This is a genomic window from Streptacidiphilus sp. BW17 (assembly GCF_041262485.1).
In the GTDB taxonomy this organism is placed as follows: domain Bacteria; phylum Actinomycetota; class Actinomycetes; order Streptomycetales; family Streptomycetaceae; genus Streptacidiphilus.
This window is the reverse complement of record NZ_JBGCCR010000049.1, coordinates 1-20843: the sequence shown is the minus strand read 5'-3', so window position 1 is coordinate 20843 and position 20843 is coordinate 1. Positions and strand designations below refer to the sequence as shown.

The window sequence follows — 20843 nt, the reverse complement described above, 5'->3', positions numbered from 1 at the left end:
AGCTCCAGGTGGGTGCGCCGGCTGAGCGGCTACGCCTGGCGCTACCGGCGCAATGTGTTGCTGTCGTTCGGTGCGTCCCTGCTCGGCATGACGATCACCGCACTGGTACCGCTGATTCCGCGACTGATCATCGACGACGTCATCACCACGCACCGGCGACCGTTGGCGCCGTGGGCGATTGCCCTGGTGCTGGCGGCCGTGCTGGTATTCGTGTTCACGCTCGCCCGCCGCTTCTGGGGCGGCAAGCTGGCCATGGACGTTCAGCACGACATGCGACAGGACCTCTTCGACTCGCTGACCCGTCTTGACGGTGCCAAGCAGGACAGTCTCGACACCGGCCAGGTGGTCGGCCGCGCCACCTCCGACCTGCAGATGATCGTCGGTCTGCTCTCGATGCTGCCGGTGATGACCGGCAACGTCCTGATGTTCCTGCTCTCCCTCGTGGTGATGTTCTTCCTGTCGCCCATGCTGACGCTGATCGCCGTCGCGATGGCCCCGGCCCTGTGGTGGTTCGCGCTGCTCAGCCGGAAGAGGCTGTTCCCGGCGACTTGGTCGGCGCAGCAGGAGGCCGGTCGGGTGGCCGGTGTGGTGGACGGCGCGGTATCCGGCGTACGCGTGGTCAAGGGCTTCGGCCAGGAGGAGCAGGAGCTCGGCCGGCTGGAGGCGACGAGCCGACGGCTCTACGCCAAGCGCCTGCGCGGCGTCCGTCTCAGCGCCCGGTACAGCCCGGCCATGCAGGCGATACCGTCCCTGGGTCAGGTCGCTGTCCTTGCCCTCGGCGGCTGGCTGGCGGTTCGCGGCCAGGTGTCGCTGGGGACCTTCGTCGCCTTCTCGACCTACCTCGCGCAGATGACCGGGCCGGTCCGGATGCTCACCACCCTGCTCACCGTGGGGCAGCAGGCGCGTGCCAGCGTGGAGCGAGTCCTCCAGCTGATCGACGAACGGCCGGTGATCAAGGAGCACGCCTCCGCGATCGACCTGCGCCTGTCCGAGTACGAGGACGAGGACGGCCGCACGGGTGTAGAGGGTGTAATGGCCCACGAGGTCCAGGGCGAAGAGGTCCAGGGCCCGGTGGCGGTTTCCGACGGCCGCGTCTCGCATGTCCAGGCCTCCCATGACCTGGCCACCCGTGACCAGATCTCCCTGGACGGCCACGACGCGGTGGCTCGGGGATCCGCCGACCGGAAGCAGGCCGTGCCTGCCGTCTCCTTCGAGAACGTCGACTTCGCCTACAGCACGTCCAGCCCGCCGGTGCTGAGCGGGCTCAACCTGAGTCTCAGCGCGGGGGAGACCGTCGCCCTGGTCGGCGCCTCCGGCTCCGGCAAGTCCACTGTCGGCATGATGGTCCCGCGCTTCTACGATGCGACCGCCGGCACGGTCCGGGTCTACGGTCACGACGTGCGGGATCTGACCCTGCGGTCACTGCGGGCTGCCATCGGCATCGTGCCCGAGGACAGCTTCCTCTTCTCCGAGTCCGTGCGCACCAACATCGCTTACGGCCGCCCCGACGCCTCCGAGGAGGAGGTGATCGCCGCAGCCCGCGCGGCACAGGCGGACGGCTTCATCGCGGAACTGCCCGGCGGCTACGACACCGTCGTCGGCGAGCAGGGACTGACGCTCTCCGGCGGCCAGCGCCAGCGGGTGGCGCTGGCCCGTGCGATCCTCGCGGATCCGCACATCCTGCTGCTGGACGACGCGACATCCGCCGTCGACGCCCGGGTCGAGGCCGAGATCCACGAGGCGCTGCGAGCCGTGATGGCAGGGCGCACCACACTGCTGATCGCCCACCGGCGTTCGACCCTGCAACTTGCCGACCGTATCGGCGTGCTGGATCACGGCAGGCTGGTGGACATCGGCACGCACGAGGAGTTGGAGGAGCGCTGCCCGCTCTACCGGGCACTGCTGACCGACCCGGACGCCATGGCCGGCGACGTGCGCGAGGCCGATCCGGTGGCGGAGCTGATGAGCGACTCCGAGCTCGCCGCCGAGCTGGACGAACTCGACGAGCTCGATGACCTTGAGTTCGGCGACGCCACGGAGGCGCCGGTCGCCGCCGGCGGCGTCACGCCGGAACTCTGGGACCGCGAGCGTTACCCGGTGCAGGACCCCGACGCGCCCGTCACAGCGGGGCAGAACGCCGCGGGGAACGCGGCTCCGCGCGGAGGCGGTGGCGGCGGAGGCCGCGGCGGTGGCGGCATGCAGGCCGCGATGGGCAGCCTGCCGGCCACACCGGAGCTGCTCGCCAAGGTCGCGGCGCTGCCGCCCGCGGACGAGAGCCCGGCGATCCCGCTGGACCAGGCCCGACGCCCGGATCCGGGCTTCAACCTGCGTGTCATGCTGGCGCCGTTCAAGCGGCCGCTGCTGCTCGCGCTGTTGCTGGTCGGGCTGGACGCCCTGGCCTCGCTGGCCCTGCCGATCCTGATCCGCCACGGCATCGACGACGGCGTCTCGAAGGCGGCTACCGGCGCGGTCATGGGCGCTTCGGTGGTCGCGCTGCTGATCGTCCTCGGCGACTGGCTGGTGCAGATGGCCGAGATGCAGGTCAGCGGGCGCACCGGTGAGCGGGTGCTCTACAGCCTGCGGGTGAAGATCTTCGCGCATCTGCAGCGGCTCGGTCTTGACTACTACGAGCGCGAGCTCGGTGGCCGGATCATGACCCGGATGACCACCGATGTGGACGCCCTGAGCTCGTTCCTGCAGACCGGCGTGGTCACCGCGGTGGTCAGCGTGATGACCTTCCTCGGCATCTTCGTGGTCCTGCTCGTGCTCGACGCGGGGCTGGCGCTCTACGTCTTCGCAGTGCTGCCGGTGCTGATAGCCGCGACCGTGCTGTTTCGGGCCAAGTCGTCCAAGATCTACCAGCTGAGCCGTGAGCGGGTCAGTACGGTCAACGCCGACCTGCAGGAGAACGTGGCCGGGATGCGTATCGTCCAGGCCTACCTGCGCGAGGAGCACAACCGGGACCGGTTCGCCGAGCGCAGCGATGCCTACCGCCGCACCCGAGTCCGGGCGCAGCTCTACATATCGATCTACTTCCCCTTTGTCCAGATGCTGTCGAGCGTCGCCGCGGCGCTGGTGCTCATCGTCGGCGCGCATCGGGTCACCGCGGGGACGCTGACGACCGGTGCACTGGTCGCCTATCTGCTCTACATCGACCTGTTCTTCTCCCCGGTCCAGCAGCTCTCGCAGGTCTTCGACGGTTACCAGCAGGCTGCCGTCGGCCTGACTCGCATCCGTGAACTGCTCCGCACGCCGACGTCCACGCCGCAGGCCGAGCACCCGGCCGAGGCCGGGCGACTGCGCGGGGAGATCCACTTCGACGACGTCCACTTCGCCTACAACGCCCTCGCGCCGATGCCCGAGCCGGAGCCGGGGGCCACCGGCTCCCTGGCGACCACTCAGGCACCAGGACAGGCGCAGGCACAGGCAGCGTCATCGGCGGGGCCGGCGCGTCCGCGCAAGCCCGAGGCGATCACCGGCGTGGAGCTGCGGATCCCGGCCGGGGAGACGGTGGCGCTGGTCGGCGAGACCGGAGCGGGCAAGTCGACGCTGGTCAAGCTGTTGGCCCGGTTCTACGACGTCACCGGTGGTGCCGTGCGTGTCGACGGGCGGGACGTGCGGGAGCTCGACCTGGCCGGCTACCGGCATCGGTTGGGTGTCGTCCCGCAGGAGGCCTATCTGTTCGCGGGGACCATCCGGGACGCCATCGCGTACGGCCGCCCGGAGGCGACCGACGCCGAGGTCGAGGCGGCGGCCCGCGCGGTGGGCGCGCACGAGATGATCGCGCGCCTACAGGGCGGCTACCTCTACCAGGTGACCGAGCGCGGCCGGAACCTGTCGGCCGGTCAGCGACAGCTGATCGCCCTGGCCCGGGCCGAGCTGGTCGACCCCGACCTGTTGCTGCTCGACGAGGCGACCGCCGCGCTTGACCTGGCCACCGAGGCCGCCGTCAACCGTGCCGCCGACCGGCTGGCCCGGCACGGAGGCAAGCGTCGCACCACGGTGGTGATCGCGCACCGACTCAGCACGGCGGCTCGGGCGGACCGTGTCATCGTGCTGGACCACGGCCGGATCGTGGAGGACGGCAGCCATGCCGAACTGCTCGAACTGGACGGCGCCTACGCCCGCCTGTGGCGCGCCTTCGTCGGCGAGGAGGAGAGCGCCTCGGTGGTCCGCTGAGCGGGGAGGGGACCACGGAGCAGGGAGCAGAGAGCAGGGCGGTCGGGAATCGGTTCACAACTCGTCGCCCTGCTCCGGAAGTTGGTCCGGAATCTGCTCCGGAAGCTGGAGCACCTCGATGCGGCGGGCCGTTCTGGGGGCGGGCGGCGCGGCGAAAGCCTCTGCTGAACGCGGCGGAACGACCTTCTCGTCGGCGTCCACCCGCGTGGTCACCGCGCGCCACCACAGGGCGAAGGGGATGCCGTCCGTGTCCTGCTCCACCCGGCGGCGTGCGGCCTCGTCCCACACGATCCGCCGGACGGTCCAGGCGGCGCGCAGGCGCAGCAGTTCCCGGTCCAGGTCCCGGGCGCCGAACCGGTCGGGGGAGACGAAGTCGGCGGCGGAGGACGGGGTTTCGGGACGGCTGTCCCAGTGGAACACCGTCAGCTCGACCAGCCCCGGGCTCTCGGAGGGATCCAACTCGCGCAGGGACCAGCCCCAGACCGGCTCGGTGCCGTCGCCGGCGAACCGGCCGCGGATGGCCAGCCAGCGGCGTGCTGCGGTCTGTGACTCCAACCGGCGGCCGATCTCGCAGTGGATCGGCCAGTAGGCGGTCGTGGCTGCCCGGACCCTCGCCGCGTAGTCCGCTGCGGCGAGTGCACAGGCGGCCTCGGCGGCGACGGTGGCCCGGCGACGCGCGCCCGGAAGCAGCCGGGCTGCTGCCCGACCCGCCCGCCGCTCGGCCGTGGCGAGCGTGGCGGAGGCTTCGTGCACAGCGGTGAGATAGCGGTCTGCGGCGGCACGCCAGGCGTCCCATTCGACCCGGTCGATCGGGATCGGACCGTCGACCTGGGGCGCCCCTGGATCACTCCCGGCTGCTCGGTCACTCGCAGTCGTGTCGGCCTCGGTGTCCATGTTGACGGGGGCGGTCAGGGTGAGCAGTGGCGGCTCGGTGACAGGGACGCCGTGCCGGCGAGGGTCCTCCAGCCGCGTCACCAGCACCCACAGATCGCCGATCATCCGCCCACCGCCCCGGCTCGACCTTTACGGGTGAAGTACCCACGCGGGCGGGCGGATAGGCAAGGGCCGCCCGGCCGCGAGCCTGGTGCGGCCTCGGGGCACTCTCTCGGTGCACCACCCATGCCGCTCTGGCTGATGACGGACAGCGGGGCCGAGCCGCGGGCCTGGACGGCGAAGGAACTGGCCAAGGAGCTGGGCGAGCCGCAGACCAAGCTCTACCGACATCTCAAGCACCTGGAGGAGGCCGGGCTGATCGCCGTTGCCGAGACCCGGCTGGTCTCCGGCATCGTCGAGCAGCGCTATGTGGCGGCCCAGCGCCGTCTCCAGCTCGGCCGTGGTCTCCTGTCCGGAGCCGATGAAGGCGAGTTCCAGGACGAGGTCGAGGCCGTGGCGCTGGATGCGGCGGTCAATCTGGTGGGGGCTGCTGCGGAGACCTTCCTGCAGGAGTTCGAGAACGCGCTGCGCAGCGGCCGGGTCGACATCGACGCGGCGGACGACGCGCGGCGGCCCGTCGTCATGTTCAGCGACTGGCGGGTCCCTCCGGAGCGGGCGGCCGAATTCCAGCGCCGGTTCCGCCAGTTGGTGGCGGACATCGACGCCAAGCCGAGCGTCGCCGACGGGGTGCCGGTGCATCTGATGGTCGCGTTGTACAACCCCGACGAGTGACCGGACTGAGCCCCGGACGCGGGCGTTGCGACTGATTCAGCAGATGGACGGGCTTGCTGATGAGATGCTGGGCCAATCGCGGCGGGAGCGGCCCGGTGGAGGGGACCGAGAAGTGACGGGACGTCGGCGGGCGATGCTCGCGCAGCAGTACACCGAGGTGGCCGAGGACGCCGAGCGGCGACTGGACGAGTTGTTGGACCTGGCGGCCGAGCCGTCCCCGGCCGTCGACTTCGACGCCCTGCGCCGCGAGTACGTGCCCCGGCCGCTGCCGCCGACCGCCGTCTCCGAGCCTCCGCGTTGGACGGACTACGAGCCCGATCCCGGACAGGTCCCCGCGGGCCAGCCCGGGCGTGCCCTGCTCGACGCCACCTACCAGCAACGGCTGATGACCGCGCGGCTCGACCACCAGCGGGCGCTGCGCCAGTACCGGGAGCAGGAGCGTGAACTGCGCGACCGGGCCGAAGGGGTCCGGCGGGAGTACGAGCGCGAGGAGCAGGAGCGCGCCAACGCCGTGCGCGGCTACAACGAGCGCCTGGTGGACTACCGCCGCTCTTACGAGTTGGGCGAGCAGGTCGCCGTCGAGTCGGTGCTGGAACGCGCGTTGGCCGCGGCCGGCCGACTTCCCGGCCTCGACGTGCCCGCGCGGGTGGTCTACCGACCGTTGACCAGAACCGCCGTGGTCGACCTGCTGCTCCCCGGTGTCGGGGTGGTGCCCCCGGCACTCTCTTTCCGGGTGGCGTCCGACGACTCAGAGGGGGGCGTGGAGCCGATCCCGCGCCCGCGCGAGGAGTGCGTCGCGCGCTACTTGTTGCTGGTCGCGCGCGTTGTGCTGCGCGCCCTGGATGCGGTGCTGGCAGCCGACACCGAATCGCATCTGGACGGGGTGGTGCTGAACGGACGGGTCGTCACGGCCGAGGCGGGGGAGTCCACTCTGCTCACCCTGGACGCCCGGCGGGCCGACCTGTACGCGCGCACCCTGCTGCCTGCCTCCCACGAGGACGCGCTGGCGCGGGTGCGCGAGCTGCCGTGCCGACTGACCACGGACCCCTACGGGCCCGCGCCCGTCACGCCCTTCGCGGTGGGCGGCGCGACGGCTCCGGTGCCCGAGGAGCTGTCCCCGGGCGAGTTCGCGGGGCTGGCGGCCGAGTTGTTCGCGGCCATGGGTCTGCCGGACTGGGACGCCCGACTGGTTGGCCGCGACGGCCTGCTCGCGGTCGCCTACGGGGACGGCGGAGCCTTTCCGGACGACCCGCACATCGTCTGCGTCGCCCGCCGACCGGCGGTTGTGAGCGCCGAGGCGGTGCGCAACGTCGCCGAGGTCATGGAGGAGGAGTCGGCCGAGGCGGCGATCTGGGCGACCACCGGCAGCTTCGAACCGCAGGCGGTGCTGGCGGCGGCGGAACACCGGTCCCTTCGGCTGATCGACGGCGGCGAGCTGCGCGCTCTGATCCGCGAACACCTGGGCGTGGAGCTGGGCGGCTGACGGGCGCGGCTGCCTTGCGGCGTTGTGCCGACGAACGATCCGGGACCGGCCGATCCGGGACCGGCGAATGCAGGACGGGCGAATACGGGAGAGGCAAGTCCGGGACGGGTGAATCTGCGGCGTTCCGACGCGCGGCGTGAGGTTGCCGGTCGGTGCTGGGGTGTCACTCTGGAGGCATGGGGATCCCCTTTCTGGACCGATGGCGTCCGCGTCGGGATGCGGCGGCGGCGAAGGCCGCCCGCTATCCCGACGGTGTCGGCGACCCCGCGACCCTGGCCGCGATGCTCGGCGAGTGCGCGCTGCTCCGGGCCCGCACCGAGGACGCGGGGCTGACGCTGGACGACACTCCCGAGTCGCTGTCCGCGCTGGATCTGCTGCCACCGGTCTGGCGCGAGTGGGAGGACCCGCAAGAAGTGGGCGAGTTCGCTCATGACGCCGGCCTCTACCTCGGCTCCGTGATCGTGGGCTCGATCGCGGGCGCGACGTGGGACCTGCTCGCGGACGGCCGCCCCTTCGTCCGCCTGGCGAGCGGACGCGAGTTGGACGTCGTCTCCATCGGCCGGGGCTGGGTGGCGGAGGGGACGCCCCCGCTCTGGCAGGTCTATTCGGAGGCGGACGAGCGCTGAACGCGCCACCCAAGCACGAACACTCATGCGCATGGCCCAGGCGCGCGTGGCCCACGTGCCGCGCCGCCCCTGAGTTGCAGACGCAGTGTCAGAGGAGCATGTCCACCAGGCAGCCGTACTGCGCGCCCTGGCCCGGATTGCGCAGCGCGATCGTCTGCTCGGTCCCCAGCGGGCAGGCGCTCGGAGCGGAGACCAGCAGCGTGATGCGGAACTGTGCGCGGTGCCCGTCGGCGTCGCCGAGGCAGGGGATCGCCTGCAGCACGTTCCCGCCGGCGTTGTAGAGGCAGTCGCCCGGCAACAGCCAGCCGCTCGCGCCACCACCCGGATCGCCGGGGTGCGGTCCCTGCAGCAGGCGGAGACAGGCGATGCCCGCGTCGACACCCCGCGGATGCGCCGCGTCGACCTTGGTCAGGCCGAGGACGAAGTCGGTGTCGGCCGGGCACGCGGTCGCCGAGGGAGAACTGGTCGCCGTCCCGGATGCGCTGACTGAGCTGCCGCTGTCGTCGCCGCGCGGCAGGCGGGCGATGACCCGGGCGTAGGCCGCCGACGAAGTGCAGGCGACCGGCGCGTAGTGATCGGCGCTCGAACCGACACAACTGCCGACCGGCAGTGTCTCCGTGGCCGAGCCGGAGGTACCGGCTGTGCCGGAGGTACCGGCCGGGGCCTGGGGCGCCTCGGCGCGCGTGTGCGCCGGTGCCGAAGGGCTCGCGCCAGTGGATGCCGAAGCGGTCGAGGTGGCCTGCGATCCGCCGCCGGGCGGGCTGGGCCGGCCGGGGACCACGGTCACGTCCACCATTCCGGGGCGCGCGTCGGAACGCTGCGCGGGGCCGCCGGCGCACGCGCTGAGGACCACCCCCAGCAGGAGGCCGAGCACCGGGACGACCAGCGCCAGTCGCCCGAGAACACCGAGGCGGCCGACGAACCCGAGCAAGTCCACGAACCCGAGTCGCGCGGCGCGACCGGGACGGTCGACGAACCCGAGACGGCGTACACCACCGAGGCGGCCCGCGGCACTCAGTGGGAGAACGGCGTCGAGCAGGCCCAGGATCCTCCGCACGCGTGCCCGTGCCCGCGGCAGTGTCCCGGCTCGGCTCCTCAGCCGGTGCTCCTGCCCCGACTCCGGTGCCTCCGCCGGATCTCCTGCTGCTCCTGCTGCCCCTGGCTCGTCTGGATTCCCTGGTTCCGGTTCCCTGGCAACGACATGCATCGACGCCCCCATCCCCCAACGCGGCGCTCGTTCCGGGCCAGAGTACGCAGCCCGCAATCGCCGGATAAGGGGGTGCGCGGGACGCTCGTTGTCGAGTTCGTCCCGCACTGGTCCGTCTGTTGCCTGCCGCCCTTCAGTCGGCTGGTGGCCTGTCGTCACCTGTACCTCTTCGCCCGCATCGTGGTGCTTTGTTGCCTTTTGCCTGTGTGCTGTCGTCCTGCTGCCTCATCACCTCGGGTCCGAGCCTCTCTGGTCCCACCCGTGCGGCGCAACGTGCGTGGTTCCGGCGCGCGGTCCGACTGGTCGTCAGTGAGGATGGAGGGCAGGGCGCCGAGGGTGGGCCCGAGAGGGCGGCGGCGACTGGGCAGGGCGCCGCCGCCCTCGGCCGTACCAGCTCCGGGGCCGTCGGCTCGTCATGATCGGCCGGCCCGTGAGCGGCGGTGTTCCGGTTCCTGAGCCTTGGCCGAACCGTGCCTGGGTGTGGATGTGGGCTTGGGTCCGGGTGAGCACTCCGGTTCGGGGGCGGCCGAGCGCTGAGGCCAGTGGCGCTGCAGGGCGGCGAGCGCCGCCGCGATCGCCGGACGACGAGTCGCATGCTCGCGCCAGAGCACGGAGACACGTCGGGTCGGCTCCGGCACGATCGGCCGGGCGACCACACCGGCGGGCAGTGGCGCCCGGCCGAGACGCGGCACCAGTCCGATGCAGAGGCCCGCGCGGATCAGCGCGATCTGGGTGTCGAACTCCGTCGCCTGGAACCGGGTGTCCGGATCCTCGCCCGCCTCGCGCAGCGTTTGGAGCAGCCAGTCGTGGCAGATGGTGCCGGGCGGGGTGTTGACCCACCGCTGGCCCTTCAACTCCTCCACCGTCAGCACCTCACGTGCGGCCAGCGGATGGTCGGCGGGCAGCACGGCGTCGACCGGATCCTCACCCAGGCGCCGACGGGAGACGCCTTCGGGCGTGGCCAGCGGCGTGTTGGGCCAGTCCTGCACCACCGCGAGGTCGACCTCGCCCCGCGCGACCAGCTCGGCCATCAGATAGGGGTCGCTCTCCAGGACCCGCAGCTCCAGCTCGGGATGCTCCGTGGAGAGGTCGGCCAGGGCCGTGGGCAGCAGACCCCGCGCGGCGGTGGCGAACGCGGCGAGGAAGAGCCGCCCGGTGACCTCGCCGCGGCGTGCCTCCAGGCCGACCTCCGCCTGCTCCACCAGCGCGAGCACCGCCTGCGCGGTCTGCGCCAGCTCCTGCGCGGCATCGGTGAGGACCACGCCACGTCCGCGCTTCTCCAGCAGCGGGGTCCTGGTCTCCCGCTCGAGCTTGCTGATCTGCTGTGAGATCGCCGAGGGCGTGTACCCGAGCGCGGCGGCGGCGCGGCCCACGGAGCCGTGCACGGCCACTGCGTGGAGGGCGCGCAGTCGTCCGAGATCCATCATGCGGGCAGCCTAGGGCCTGTCCGGCGGCTGCCGGCCGGGCGAGATGCCTGCCGGGGCTCAGTCAGGGCTCAGTCAGGGCTCGGTCAGGGACAGCAAGGACTCAGCCGGGGCTCAGCCGTGGGTCAGGGCGGCGCGGTAGACGGCGGCGATGGCGGGGCCGAAGTAGGCGGAGTACGAGACGTCGTCCGTGTCGCCGCCCTGCTGGAAGCCGCCGATGACGCCGGCGACCGCACCGCGGCTCCGGGCTGTGGAGTCGGTGCCGACGAGCATCGGGCCGCCGCTGGTGCCGCCGGGGAGGCCGGGGCAGTCGAACTCGAGCTGGTGTGCGCCGAAGCGCCGGAGCGTGGACATGCAGTAGACCGGACGGTCGCGCCTGCTCGGGTACCCGACGGTGACGGCGCGGGTGCCGGGGTGGGGGTTGAAGGAGAGTGCCTCGGAGCCGGTCAGGTCCGCGATCCGGTGCCGACCGATCGGACGGAGGATCAGGAACGCGACGTCGTCGTCCGGGTTGCCGTACCGGGTCCAGGCCGCGTCGGCGACGACGGTGGCCACCGACCAGGTGCCGTACGGGCGCCGGCCGTCGTGGTAGCCCGGAACGAAGGTGAGGCCGCCTCGGGCGTGTCCCGAGCCGGGGCCGATGACGCAGTGCGCGGCCGTGACCACGATGTCGCGGGTCGGGCTGTCGACCACCGAGCCGCTGCAGAAGTGGTGGTCGGGGCGTCCGGGGGAGGAGCCGAAGACGGCGCCGATCCGCGACGAGCCGCCGAAGGGCGTGGAGTCCGGCGCTCCGGCCGCGGCGTTCTGGCCGCCTTGGGGCCCCAGCAGAAGAAACGCCAGCAGGGCGCCGACGACAGTGAACGAACGGAGCGTCATGTCTTTGATGGTTTAGGTGATCTGACGCTGTCGCCACCGCTGCTGGTCATCCGGGTGACGGTCCGTCGGATTCGGGCGCGCTCGTCCAACCGTTCAGCAATGCTGAATCAAACGGTGAAGAACTCTTTGCTGGTGCTCAAGAGACCGTCCGCGTCATCCTCGCTGCATGAGCCTGAGCGCCCGCCATTGCGGACTCGCCGTCCTTGTCGCCGCCGTCTGGGGAGTCAACTTCGTCGCCATCGACGCCGGACTGGAGCACTGTCCGCCCCTGCTCTTCTCCGCGCTCCGTTTCGTCGTCGCCGCGGTGCCCGCCGTGTTCCTGGTCGGGCGGCCGGGGGTGCCGTGGCGCTGGGTGCTGGCGGGCGGACTGGTGCTCGGTGGCCTGCAGTTCGGCCTGCTCTTCGAGGGCATGCGCGCCGGCATGCCTGCGGGGCTGAGCTCTCTGGTGCTGCAGGGCCAGGCGGTCTTCACGGCCGGGTTCGCCGCTGTGTTGCTGCGGGAGCGGATCACCCGGCGGCGGTTCGCCGGGCTGGGGGTGGCGGTGGTCGGCATCGCGGTGGCGGCCGTCGACCAGGTGGAGCGCGGCGGTGCGGGGCCGCTCGGGGCGTTCGCGCTGGTCATCGGCGCAGCCGCGGCCTTCGGGCTGTCCAACGTCATCACCCGTAAGGCGGCCCCGCCGGATGCGCTGCGCTGGATGGTCTGGATCAGCGCGGTGCCGCCGCTACCGCTCGGCGTGCTCTCCCTGCTGACCGAGGGCGCCCACGCCGACCTGCGGGCCGTCGGGCATCTGGGCCTGACCGGCGTGGGTGCGCTGCTCTACGTCGCCTGGGGTGCCACGTTGGTCGGCTACGGCCTCTGGGGACATCTGTTGCGGCATCACGACGCCTCGGTGGTGGCGCCGTTCGCGTTGCTGGTCCCGGTGTTCGGGATGTCGTCGGCGTGGCTGCTGCGCGGTGAGGCGATAACGCCGCTGGCAGCGGTCGCCGCTGTCCTGGTGATCGCCGGGGTCGCGCTCGCCTCGTTCGGCGGACGCCGGGTCGCGAGGAACGGGGATGTGGCGCTCGCGCAGGTGACGTTGGGCGGGCAGGCGACGGTCGGGGGTACGGCTGTCAGGGACAGGCCCATCAGGGATGCGGATGGGCGTGGGGACCGTGGTGGTGCGGATGAGCCAGCTCGTACGACTCCTCGGCCACTCGGAGCAGCTGCAGCAGGGACACCCGGTCCGCGGCGCTGACCGGACCGAAGAACTCCTCAGCGACCTCGCGGCGGACGGCCGCGATCTGCGCCACCGCGGCGTCGCCGGACTCGGTCAGCTTGAGCAGGGTGGCCCGGCGGTCGTCCGGGTCGGGGGAGCGCGTGACCAGGCCGGCCGCCTCCAGTGCGTCCACCACAGTGGTGGCGGAGCGGGGCGCGATCCGCAGGCGCTCGGCGAGCTGGTTGAGCCGGATTCCCTGCCCGTCGCCCCAGGCGAGGGTGTCCAGCGCCCGTCCCTGCGACGGCGTCAGGCCGTGCGGTGCCAGGCGGTGGAAGGTGGCCCGGCGCATCCGCTTGCTGGCGCGCATCATCGCATCGGCCAACTCGACCTCGGTGGGGATCGGCTCGGGTGCGGATGCGGACGGGGTGGCGGCGGTCACGGAGGGGCTCCTGCGTAGGGGGAGGCCAGGATATCGACTGTGCGGGGTCCGCTTGCGGGCCGAGCGGTCAGGGAAACAAATAGAGAGCTAGACTCATTATGCGTTAGGCTCTCCTAATAGTGAAGGCTTCTCTCTGGAGGGTTCCATGCCTCGTTCCCAAGCACGCGTGGCCACCGACCGCCCGCATCGCTACGCCAAACAGCTCGCCGCACATCTCGGCCGCAAGATCGAGACGAACTGGGACGAGGAGACCGGCCTCGGCTCCCTCGCCTTCGGTTTCGGCACCGCGACCATGACGGCCACGCCCGACGCCCTGCTTTTGGCGGTGGAGGGCGACGCCGAGCACCTCGACCGGCTGGAGGGTGTCGTCGGACGGCACCTGGTCCGGTTCGGCACCAAGGACGAGCTGCTGGTGCAGTGGCAGCGAGGAGACGGCACTCCCGGCACCGTCCAGCGCAACGAGGAGGACGACGCGGCGTCCTGACCTGATTGCCCGCCCCGGGCCGCTCGCTCAGTCGGCTTGTTCCAAGGGCAACTTGAACCCCACATGCGAGCCCACGAAGCCGAGCCGCTCGTAGAAGCGGTGCGCGTCCTGGCGCGTGTTGTCGCTGGTCAGCTGGACCAGTGCAGCGCCGAGGCGACGCGACTCGGCGATGGCGTGCTCCATCAGCGCCGTGCCCAGGCCGCTGCCGCGCTGGTCGCCGCGGACCCGGACCGCCTCGATGATCGTCCGGGTGGCGCCCTTGCGCGACAGCCCCGGGATCACGGACAACTGCAACGTGCCGACGACCTCACCGTTCCGCACCGCGACGATCAGATGCTGGTTCGGATCTGCTGCGACGCGCTCGAAAGCAGCGTGATAGGGCGTCAGATCGTCCGGGCTCTCCCGTCCGCTGCCGAGCGAGTCCGCGGCTAGCATGGCCACGATCGCTGGCAGGTCGTCCCGAGTGGTCCGCCGGAAGGTGAGGTCGGTCATGATCGACACACTACCGGCGGACGTGGGCGGCGAGGAGGGTGTCAGGCCGGCAGCTGCGCCTCGATGGCCGCCACCAGCTCCGATGCCTCCGGCTCGGTGCGCGGGCGGAAGCGGCCCACGATCTCGCCCTTGGGCGAGAGCAGGAACTTCTCGAAGTTCCAGGTGATGTCGCCGGCCTCGCCCGCGGCGTCCGGCGTCGCCGTCAGCTCGGTGTAGAGCGGGTGGCGTGCGGGGCCGTTGACGTCGGTCTTCTCCAGCAGCGGGAAGGAGACGCCGTAGGAGGTCGAGCAGAAGGTCTGGATCTCCTCGGCGGAGCCGGGCTCCTGGCCGCCGAACTGATTGCACGGCACACCCAGCACCGTGAAGCCCCGCTCCGCGTACTGCTGCTGCAACCGCTCCAGGCCTGAGTACTGCGGCGTCAGACCGCACTTGGAGGCGACGTTCACCAGCAGCACGGCCTTGCCCTCGTAGGCGGCCAGGCTGGTCGGCTCCCCGCCGAGGGTGTGCAGCGGGATGTCGTACAGGCTCATCAAGATCCTCCGGTGGGACGCGGTCGAGACTCCTTCGCAGTGCCTCAACCGCGTTCCGTGTCGGATTCTTCCCGGCCTGGACTGTCGGATCCGCCTGCCCGAACGGACGTCAGCTCGGGGTGTCGCCCTTGATGATGGAGAAGACCGCGCCGTGCGGGTCCGCGCAGGCGGCCATCCGGCCGACGCCGGGCAGGGTGTCCGGGCCGTGCAGCACCCGGCCGCCGAGCTCGGCGACCTTGGCGGCGGTGGCGTCCGCGTCGGCGACCTCGAAGTAGGGCACCCAGTAGGTGACCGTCTCGCCCGGCATGTGGCCCATCACGCCGCCGAACGAGGTCTCCTCGCTGCCCATGGAGGCGACGGTGTAGGTGAAGCCGCCCATGTCCTGGTCGGCCAGGCTCCAGCCGAGGACGTTGCTGTAGAAGGTCTTGGCGGCTGCCGCGTCGGCGGTGTGCAGCTCCGTCCAGGAGAGCGAGACCGGGACGTTGACGACGTCGAAGCCCTTGGTCTGCAGCGGCTGCCAGACGGCGAACCGGGCCCCCTGGCCGTCGGAGAACTGGGCCATCCGGCCGAAGGACATGACGTCCGAGGCCGGGACGCGGACCGTGCCGCCGACCTGCTCGACGGACTTGGCCGTGGCCTCGGCGTCGTCGGTGCCGAAGTAGACGGTCCAGGCGGAGCTCGCGCCGGCTTCCATCAGCGGGCCGAAGCCGCCGACGCGCTTGCCGTCGTTGCTGAAGAACCCGTAGCCGCCGGTGTCCGGGCCGGCGCCCTCCGTCGTCCAGCCGAAGAGGGAGGTGTAGAAGGCCGCGGTGGCCGCGGTGTCCGGGGTGCCGAGGTCGATCCAGCGAGGTGTGCCCGGGGTGTAGTCGGTGCTCAGCATGCTGTGCTCCTCAGGGAGGTGGGCTCCAGGGAGGGGACCCTGGTGTGTGGGAGCCCTTGGCTTGTGGGCCGCTTCACAGTCTTCCGCGCACCACTGACAAAAACGGGGCGCCGGGAGCGCAATGTCGCAAAGAAATATATTCGGTCGTTTTCGATCACGATCGAACAGAACAGCGGGCCGCCCGAGCTGTCACACCCACCCGCTACGGTGCTGCCCATGAACCAACTGGCGGTCGTCGAGGGGGTGCTGGAACGCGTCACCTTCGCCAGCGAGGAGACCGGCTGGACGGTTGCGCGCGTCGATACCGGCCGCGGCGGGGGCGAGCTGCTCACCGTCGTCGGCGCGCTGCTGGGTGCCCAGCCGGGGGAGAGCCTCCGGATGCACGGCCGTTGGGGCAGCCACCCCCAGTACGGCAAGCAGTTCACCGTCGAGAACTACACGACCGTCCTGCCCGCCACCGTCCAGGGCATCCGGCGCTACCTGGGCTCGGGGCTGATCAAGGGCATCGGCCCCCGGCTGGCCGAGCGGATCGTCGACCACTTCGGCGTCGGGACGCTCGAGGTCATCGAGACGGAGCCGGCCCGGCTGATCGAGGTGCCCAAGCTCGGGCCCAAGCGCACCAAGCTGATCGCCGCCGCCTGGGAGGAGCAGAAGGCGATCAAGGAGGTGATGGTCTTCCTCCAGGGGGTGGGCGTCTCCACCTCCCTCGCGGTCCGGATCTACAAGAACTACGGCGACTCCGCGATCTCCGTGGTCAAGAACGAGCCCTATCGTCTGGCGGCCGACGTCTGGGGCATCGGCTTCCTGACCGCCGACCGGATCGCCCAGGCGGTGGGCATCCCCAAGGACAGTCCGCAGCGCGTCAAGGCGGGCCTCCAGTACGCCCTGTCGCAGTCCTCCGACCAGGGCCACTGCTACCTCCCCGAGGAGCAGTTGATCTCCGACGCGGTCAAGCTGCTCGCCGTCGACACCGGCCTGGTCATCGAGTGCCTGGCCGAGCTGGTGGCGGAGGAGGGCGTGGTCCGCGAGCAGGTCCCTGGCGAGGAGCAGGACGAGACCGGGCATGCCGTGCCGGTCAGCGCCGTCTACCTGGTGCCGTTCCACCGTGCCGAGGTCTCCCTGGCCGCCCAGCTGGGCCGGCTGTTGCGTGCCCCCGAGGACCGGCTGGCCGCCTTCGCCGACGTGGACTGGGAGCGTGCCCTCGCCTGGCTGCGCACGCAGACCGGAGCCGATCTCGCGCCGGAGCAGGAGCAGGCGGTCAGGTTGGCGCTCACGGAGAAGGTCGCCGTGCTCACGGGCGGTCCAGGCTGCGGCAAGTCCTTCACCGTCCGGTCGATCGTCACGCTGGCACTGGCCCGCAAGGCCAAGGTGGTGCTCGCGGCGCCCACGGGTCGCGCGGCCAAGCGGCTTGCCGAGCTGACCGGTGGTGAGGCCGCCACAGTCCATCGGCTGCTGGAGCTGAAGCCGGGCGGAGACGCGGCCTACGACCGGGACCGCCCGCTCGACGCCGACCTGGTCGTCGTCGACGAGGCCTCGATGCTCGACCTGTTGCTGGCCAACAAACTGGCCAAGGCCGTCCCGCCCGGGGCCCACCTGCTGCTGGTCGGCGACGTCGACCAGCTGCCGTCCGTCGGCGCCGGGGAGGTGCTGCGGGACCTGCTCGCCCCGGGCAGCCCCGTCCCGGCCGTCCGGCTCAACCAGATCTTCCGGCAGGCCCAGCAGTCGGGCGTGGTCACCAACGCACACCGGATCAACGAGGGCGTCCCGCCGATCACCACCGGCCTGGCGGACTTCTTCCTCTTCGTCGAGGAGGACACCGAGCACACCGCCGACCTGACGGTCGATGTGGTCGCCCGCCGGATTCCGGCCAAGTTCGGGCTGGACCCGACCCGCGACGTCCAGGTGCTGGCCCCGATGCACCGCGGTCCGGCGGGTGCGGGCAACCTGAACACCCTCCTCCAGGGGGCTGTCACCCCCGCCCGCCCGGACCGGCCGGAGCGCCGCTTCGGCGGGCGCACCTTCCGGGTCGGCGACAAGGTCACCCAGATCCGGAACAACTACGACAAGGGCCGGAACGGCGTCTTCAACGGCACGGTGGGCGTCGTCACGGCGCTCAGCGTGGAGGACCAGCAGCTCACCGTCCGCACCGACGAGGACGAGGACGTCGACTACGACTTCGACGAGCTCGACGAACTCGCCCATGCCTACGCCGTGACCATCCACCGTTCGCAGGGCAGTGAGTACCCCTGCGTTGTGATCCCCCTCACGACCAGCGCCTGGATGATGCTCCAGCGCAACCTCCTCTACACGGCCGTCACCCGGGCCAGGAAGCTGGTGGTACTGGTCGGATCCCGCCGCGCGCTCGGCCAGGCCGTTCGTGCGGTTTCCGCAGGTCGCCGACACACGGCATTGGACCATAGGCTGACTCGGGGGTAGGTTCCGCTGTCAGAACTTGAAAGCGAATGGCCCTTTTCTTTGTGACCTTCGGCTCTTTTGGGCCACCCCGCCTGCACAGGTGTAACCCGCCTGGGGGAAGGTAGGAGGGAGTCAGGGCACCCCTTGAACCCTTGAACAGGGTCATTCCGCTGGTGATGAGGGAAGACGTGAGCGACAACTCTGTAGTACTCCGCTACCAGGGCGGCGAGTACGAGTACCCGGTGGTCGACGCCACCGTTGGTAACGCCGGCTTCGACATCTCGAAGCTGCTCGGCCAGACCGGCCTGACCACGCTGGACAACGGCTTCGGTAACACCGCCGCCTGCAAGTCCGCGATCACCTACATCGACGGCGACCAGGGCATCCTTCGCTACCGTGGCTACCCGATCGAGCAGATCGCCGAGCGCGGATCGTTCCTGGAGACGGCCTACCTGCTGATCAACGGAGAGCTGCCGAACGCGGAGCAGTTGCGGGTCTTCGAGCACGACATCAACCAGCACACGCTGCTGCACGAGGATGTCAAGCGCTTCTTCCAGGGCTTCCCCCGCGACGCCCACCCGATGGCGATGCTGTCGTCCGTGGTCGGCGCGCTGTCCACGTTCTACCAGGACAGCCACAACCCGTTCGACCCCGAGCAGCGCTACGTCTCCGCGGTGCGGCTGCTGGCCAAGCTGCCGACCATAGCTGCCTACGCCTTCAAGAAGGCCCAGGGACACCCGTTCGTCTACCCGCGGAACGACCTCGGCTACGTCGAGAACTTCCTGCGGATGACCTTCGCCGTCCCGGCCGAGGACTACGAGCTCAACCCGGTCGTGGTCAACGCGCTCGAGAAGCTGCTGATCCTGCACGCGGACCACGAGCAGAACTGCTCCACCTCCACCGTGCGCCTGGTCGGCTCCTCGCACGCCAACCTCTTCGCCTCGATCTCGGCCGGCATCAACGCCCTGTGGGGTCCCCTCCACGGTGGCGCCAACCAGGCCGTGCTGGAGATGCTCGAGGGCATCAAGCGCGACGGCGGCGACGTGGACGCCTTCATCCGCAAGGTGAAGAACCGCGAGGACGGCGTCCGCCTGATGGGCTTCGGACACCGCGTCTACAAGAGCTTCGACCCGCGTGCGCAGATCATCAAGGCCGCGGCCCACGATGTCCTGGCCCAGCTGGGCAAGGCCGACGAGCTGCTGGACATCGCGCTCAAGCTGGAGCAGCACGCGCTGACGGACGACTACTTCGTCTCGCGCAAGCTCTACCCGAACGTGGACTTCTACACCGGCCTGATCTACCGGGCCATGGGCTTCCCGACCAGCATGTTCACCGTGCTGTTCGCGCTGGGCCGCCTGCCCGGCTGGATCGCCCACTGGCAGGAGATGATCACCGACCCCGCGAACAAGATCGGCCGTCCGCGCCAGATCTACACCGGTGAGGTCATCCGGGACTACGTCCCGATCGACGCGCGCTGAGCGCATTCGCGCAGTACTAACGGAGCGGGTCCGCACAGCCTCGGAACGGGGCGTGCGGGCCCGCTCCCGTGTTGTGTGGACGGTGTTGTGCGGACCCGGTTCTGCGGACGTGCGCGGAGGACGTGCGCGGAGGACGTCGGGCGTGCGCGCACGGCGGGGCGCGGGGGGAGGCCGCTCAACCACCCTGATCACGCCCGCGCCGTGCGCTTTCGGCCGCCCAGCGACGGCGGCCGGGCGCCGGGATCCGCCGGAACCCCGGCTCACGAGTTCTAACACAAAGTTGGCCTCGCGAAGTTACGGTCCGGCCATGTGATACCCCTCTCACGGTGATCCTTCGAGGCGTCATATGCCAGGCGCGCTTGGTCCGAGGGGGCGGGTCGGGGCGACCCGGTGCGAAGGGGACGAATGGCAGCGTGGTAGGAATCACGTGAATCCGCACGGTGTTCTGAGCGACCGGTTGGGGGCCGTGTCGGCCCCTCACAGCTTCTCGATGACTCGCAGAAACCACGCGGCAACCACGCAGCACATACGCGGCAAACAGGCGGCAACGATGCAGCGGCCTCGCAGCGGGCTCCGGGATTCCCGGAGCCGCGAGGTCAGGAAGACAGGGGGCGCCCGGATGGGCAGAAACGTCGTCGTCACCGGTGGCGGGACGGGGATCGGGCTCTCGGTGGCCCGTCGGTTCGCCGAGGCCGGGGACCAGGTCACCATCGTCGGCCGTCGGCAGGGCGTCCTCGTCGAGGCGGCCGAGCTCCTCGGCCCTTCGGTCCGCCCGCTCGCCTGTGACCTCGCCGACGCCGGGGCGGTGGAGTCGCTCTTGGGCGAACTGCCGGACCGGATAGACGTGTTGGTCAACAACGCGGGCAGCAGGGAGTCCCGGGCCGGAGCGGGTCCGCACGCGGTCCTGGCCCGCTGGCGTGGCGACTTCGAGCGCAATGTGCTGACCGCGGTTCTGCTCACCGAGTCGGTCCGGGACCGGCTGGCGCAGGGCGGCGGACGGGTGGTGACGATCAGTTCGATCGCGGCGGTCCGCGGGGCCGGCTCCTACGGTGCGTCCAAGGCCGCGCTGCACGCCTGGAACCACTTCCTGGCCGCACAGTTGGGCCCGTCCGGGATCACCGCGAACGTGGTCGCACCGGGCACGGTGGCGGGCACGGAGTTCTTCGGCGACCGCCTCAACGAGGTGGAACTCGTCCGCCGCGCGAGCCGGACGCTCGTGGGCCGCGTGGGGGAGCCGGAGGACGTCGCGGCTGCGGTCTTCTTCCTGGCGAGCGCGGAGGCGGGCTACATCACCGGCGAGATCCTGCACTGCAACGGCGGCGAGCTGTTGGGCAGATGAGACGTTGCAAACGTCAGGGGCGCGGGGGGGGGGGGGTTGGTGAATCGCGCCCCCCCCCCCGCCGGGGGGGAGCCCCACCCGCGCGGCGAGGGGAACAGACAGCGGCCCGCGCGCGCGCGCGTGCGCGCGCG

General features: G+C 71.1%; 17 protein-coding genes. 9 read left to right on the top strand and 8 right to left on the bottom strand.

The window, feature by feature from the left end; genetic code table 11:
- The first annotated feature begins 12 nt into the window (after window positions 1–12).
- Complete coding sequence (locus tag ABH940_RS34790; protein ID WP_370107100.1) at window positions 13–4179, top strand: ABC transporter ATP-binding protein; 4167 nt, start codon at window positions 13–15, stop codon at window positions 4177–4179.
- Between the two features lie 54 nt (window positions 4180–4233).
- On the opposite strand, the gene ABH940_RS34785 is transcribed toward ABH940_RS34790, so the two are convergent.
- A complete protein-coding gene (locus tag ABH940_RS34785; protein WP_370067604.1) occupies window positions 4234–5178 on the bottom strand; it encodes a hypothetical protein in 945 nt (314 codons plus the stop codon).
- A gap of 120 nt (window positions 5179–5298) precedes the next feature.
- Between ABH940_RS34785 and ABH940_RS34780 the strand changes: the two genes are divergently transcribed.
- The 3 genes from ABH940_RS34780 to ABH940_RS34770 all read left to right on the top strand — a co-directional run bounded on the left by ABH940_RS34780 (window position 5299) and on the right by ABH940_RS34770 (window position 7953).
- The gene (locus ABH940_RS34780; RefSeq protein ID WP_370107099.1) at window positions 5299–5844 is read left to right on the top strand and encodes a helix-turn-helix domain-containing protein; all 546 of its coding nucleotides are present in this window, start codon (window positions 5299–5301) and stop codon (window positions 5842–5844) included.
- Window positions 5845–5956: 112 nt separating this feature from the next.
- Entirely contained in the window at window positions 5957–7327 is a 1371-nt protein-coding gene (locus tag ABH940_RS34775; protein WP_370107098.1) for a restriction endonuclease, read from the top strand.
- A 176-nt stretch (window positions 7328–7503) separates the two neighbouring features.
- Complete coding sequence (locus ABH940_RS34770; protein WP_370072981.1) at window positions 7504–7953, top strand: DUF6278 family protein; 450 nt, start codon at window positions 7504–7506, stop codon at window positions 7951–7953.
- A gap of 88 nt (window positions 7954–8041) precedes the next feature.
- Here ABH940_RS34770 and ABH940_RS34765 read toward each other — a convergent pair whose 3' ends face one another.
- The 3 genes from ABH940_RS34765 to ABH940_RS34755 all read right to left on the bottom strand — a co-directional run bounded on the left by ABH940_RS34765 (window position 8042) and on the right by ABH940_RS34755 (window position 11460).
- Window positions 8042–8890: a hypothetical protein gene (locus ABH940_RS34765; protein ID WP_370107096.1), complete on the bottom strand. Its 849-nt coding sequence runs from the start codon at window positions 8888–8890 to the stop codon at window positions 8042–8044.
- 683 nt (window positions 8891–9573) lie between these two features.
- Window positions 9574–10587 carry a LysR family transcriptional regulator gene (locus ABH940_RS34760; protein WP_370072983.1) on the bottom strand — a complete coding sequence of 338 codons (1014 nt, stop codon included), beginning with the start codon at window positions 10585–10587 and terminating at the stop codon, window positions 9574–9576.
- 111 nt (window positions 10588–10698) lie between these two features.
- Entirely contained in the window at window positions 10699–11460 is a 762-nt protein-coding gene (locus tag ABH940_RS34755; protein WP_370072984.1) for a serine protease, read from the bottom strand.
- 172 nt (window positions 11461–11632) lie between these two features.
- Between ABH940_RS34755 and ABH940_RS34750 the strand changes: the two genes are divergently transcribed.
- The gene (locus tag ABH940_RS34750) at window positions 11633–12694 is read left to right on the top strand and encodes an EamA family transporter (protein ID WP_370072993.1); all 1062 of its coding nucleotides are present in this window, start codon (window positions 11633–11635) and stop codon (window positions 12692–12694) included.
- On the opposite strand, the gene ABH940_RS34745 is transcribed toward ABH940_RS34750, so the two are convergent.
- Window positions 12585–13094: a MarR family winged helix-turn-helix transcriptional regulator gene (locus tag ABH940_RS34745; RefSeq protein ID WP_370072985.1), complete on the bottom strand. Its 510-nt coding sequence runs from the start codon at window positions 13092–13094 to the stop codon at window positions 12585–12587. The two genes, ABH940_RS34750 and ABH940_RS34745, sit on opposite strands and share 110 nt — an antisense overlap.
- Window positions 13095–13239: 145 nt before the next feature.
- Here ABH940_RS34745 and ABH940_RS34740 point away from each other — a divergent pair, with 145 nt between their 5' ends.
- Entirely contained in the window at window positions 13240–13578 is a 339-nt protein-coding gene (locus ABH940_RS34740) for a DUF2218 domain-containing protein (protein ID WP_370072986.1), read from the top strand.
- A 27-nt stretch (window positions 13579–13605) separates the two neighbouring features.
- Here the strand turns inward: ABH940_RS34740 and ABH940_RS34735 are convergent, their stop codons facing one another.
- The 3 genes from ABH940_RS34735 to ABH940_RS34725 form a co-directional block, all read right to left on the bottom strand.
- On the bottom strand, window positions 13606–14070 hold the full coding sequence (locus ABH940_RS34735; protein ID WP_370107095.1) for an N-acetyltransferase family protein: 465 nt from the start codon (window positions 14068–14070) through the stop codon (window positions 13606–13608).
- Between the two features lie 41 nt (window positions 14071–14111).
- Window positions 14112–14600, bottom strand: coding sequence for a glutathione peroxidase (locus ABH940_RS34730; RefSeq protein ID WP_370107094.1), 489 nt, complete (start codon window positions 14598–14600; stop codon window positions 14112–14114).
- A 109-nt stretch (window positions 14601–14709) separates the two neighbouring features.
- Complete coding sequence (locus tag ABH940_RS34725; protein WP_370107093.1) at window positions 14710–15480, bottom strand: VOC family protein; 771 nt, start codon at window positions 15478–15480, stop codon at window positions 14710–14712.
- Window positions 15481–15696: 216 nt separating this feature from the next.
- On the opposite strand from ABH940_RS34725, the gene ABH940_RS34720 reads away from it, so the two are divergent.
- The 3 genes from ABH940_RS34720 to ABH940_RS34710 all read left to right on the top strand — a co-directional run bounded on the left by ABH940_RS34720 (window position 15697) and on the right by ABH940_RS34710 (window position 20712).
- Window positions 15697–17916 (top strand): ATP-dependent RecD-like DNA helicase, encoded by a 2220-nt coding sequence (locus tag ABH940_RS34720; protein WP_370107092.1) that lies wholly within the window; start codon window positions 15697–15699, stop codon window positions 17914–17916.
- Between the two features lie 155 nt (window positions 17917–18071).
- Complete coding sequence (locus tag ABH940_RS34715) at window positions 18072–19373, top strand: citrate synthase (RefSeq protein WP_370072991.1); 1302 nt, start codon at window positions 18072–18074, stop codon at window positions 19371–19373.
- Window positions 19374–19992: 619 nt separating this feature from the next.
- Window positions 19993–20712 (top strand): SDR family NAD(P)-dependent oxidoreductase, encoded by a 720-nt coding sequence (locus ABH940_RS34710; RefSeq protein ID WP_370072992.1) that lies wholly within the window; start codon window positions 19993–19995, stop codon window positions 20710–20712.
- Window positions 20713–20843 lie beyond the last annotated feature (131 nt).

Bases quoted from the DNA above. Each gene is read 5' to 3' on its own strand.
- ABH940_RS34760 (WP_370072983.1), bottom strand. From the start codon at position 10,587: ATGATGGATCTCGGACGACTGCGCGCCCTCCACGCAGTGGCCGTGCAC.
- ABH940_RS34710 (WP_370072992.1), top strand. From the start codon at position 19,993: ATGGGCAGAAACGTCGTCGTCACCGGTGGCGGGACGGGGATCGGGCTC.
- ABH940_RS34720 (WP_370107092.1), top strand. From the start codon at position 15,697: ATGAACCAACTGGCGGTCGTCGAGGGGGTGCTGGAACGCGTCACCTTC.
- ABH940_RS34785 (WP_370067604.1), bottom strand. From the start codon at position 5,178: ATGATCGGCGATCTGTGGGTGCTGGTGACGCGGCTGGAGGACCCTCGC.
- ABH940_RS34770 (WP_370072981.1), top strand. From the start codon at position 7,504: ATGGGGATCCCCTTTCTGGACCGATGGCGTCCGCGTCGGGATGCGGCG.
- ABH940_RS34730 (WP_370107094.1), bottom strand. From the start codon at position 14,600: ATGAGCCTGTACGACATCCCGCTGCACACCCTCGGCGGGGAGCCGACC.
- ABH940_RS34735 (WP_370107095.1), bottom strand. From the start codon at position 14,070: ATGACCGACCTCACCTTCCGGCGGACCACTCGGGACGACCTGCCAGCG.
- ABH940_RS34715 (WP_370072991.1), top strand. From the start codon at position 18,072: ATGAGGGAAGACGTGAGCGACAACTCTGTAGTACTCCGCTACCAGGGC.
- ABH940_RS34740 (WP_370072986.1), top strand. From the start codon at position 13,240: ATGCCTCGTTCCCAAGCACGCGTGGCCACCGACCGCCCGCATCGCTAC.
- ABH940_RS34725 (WP_370107093.1), bottom strand. From the start codon at position 15,480: ATGCTGAGCACCGACTACACCCCGGGCACACCTCGCTGGATCGACCTC.
- ABH940_RS34755 (WP_370072984.1), bottom strand. From the start codon at position 11,460: ATGACGCTCCGTTCGTTCACTGTCGTCGGCGCCCTGCTGGCGTTTCTT.
- ABH940_RS34780 (WP_370107099.1), top strand. From the start codon at position 5,299: ATGCCGCTCTGGCTGATGACGGACAGCGGGGCCGAGCCGCGGGCCTGG.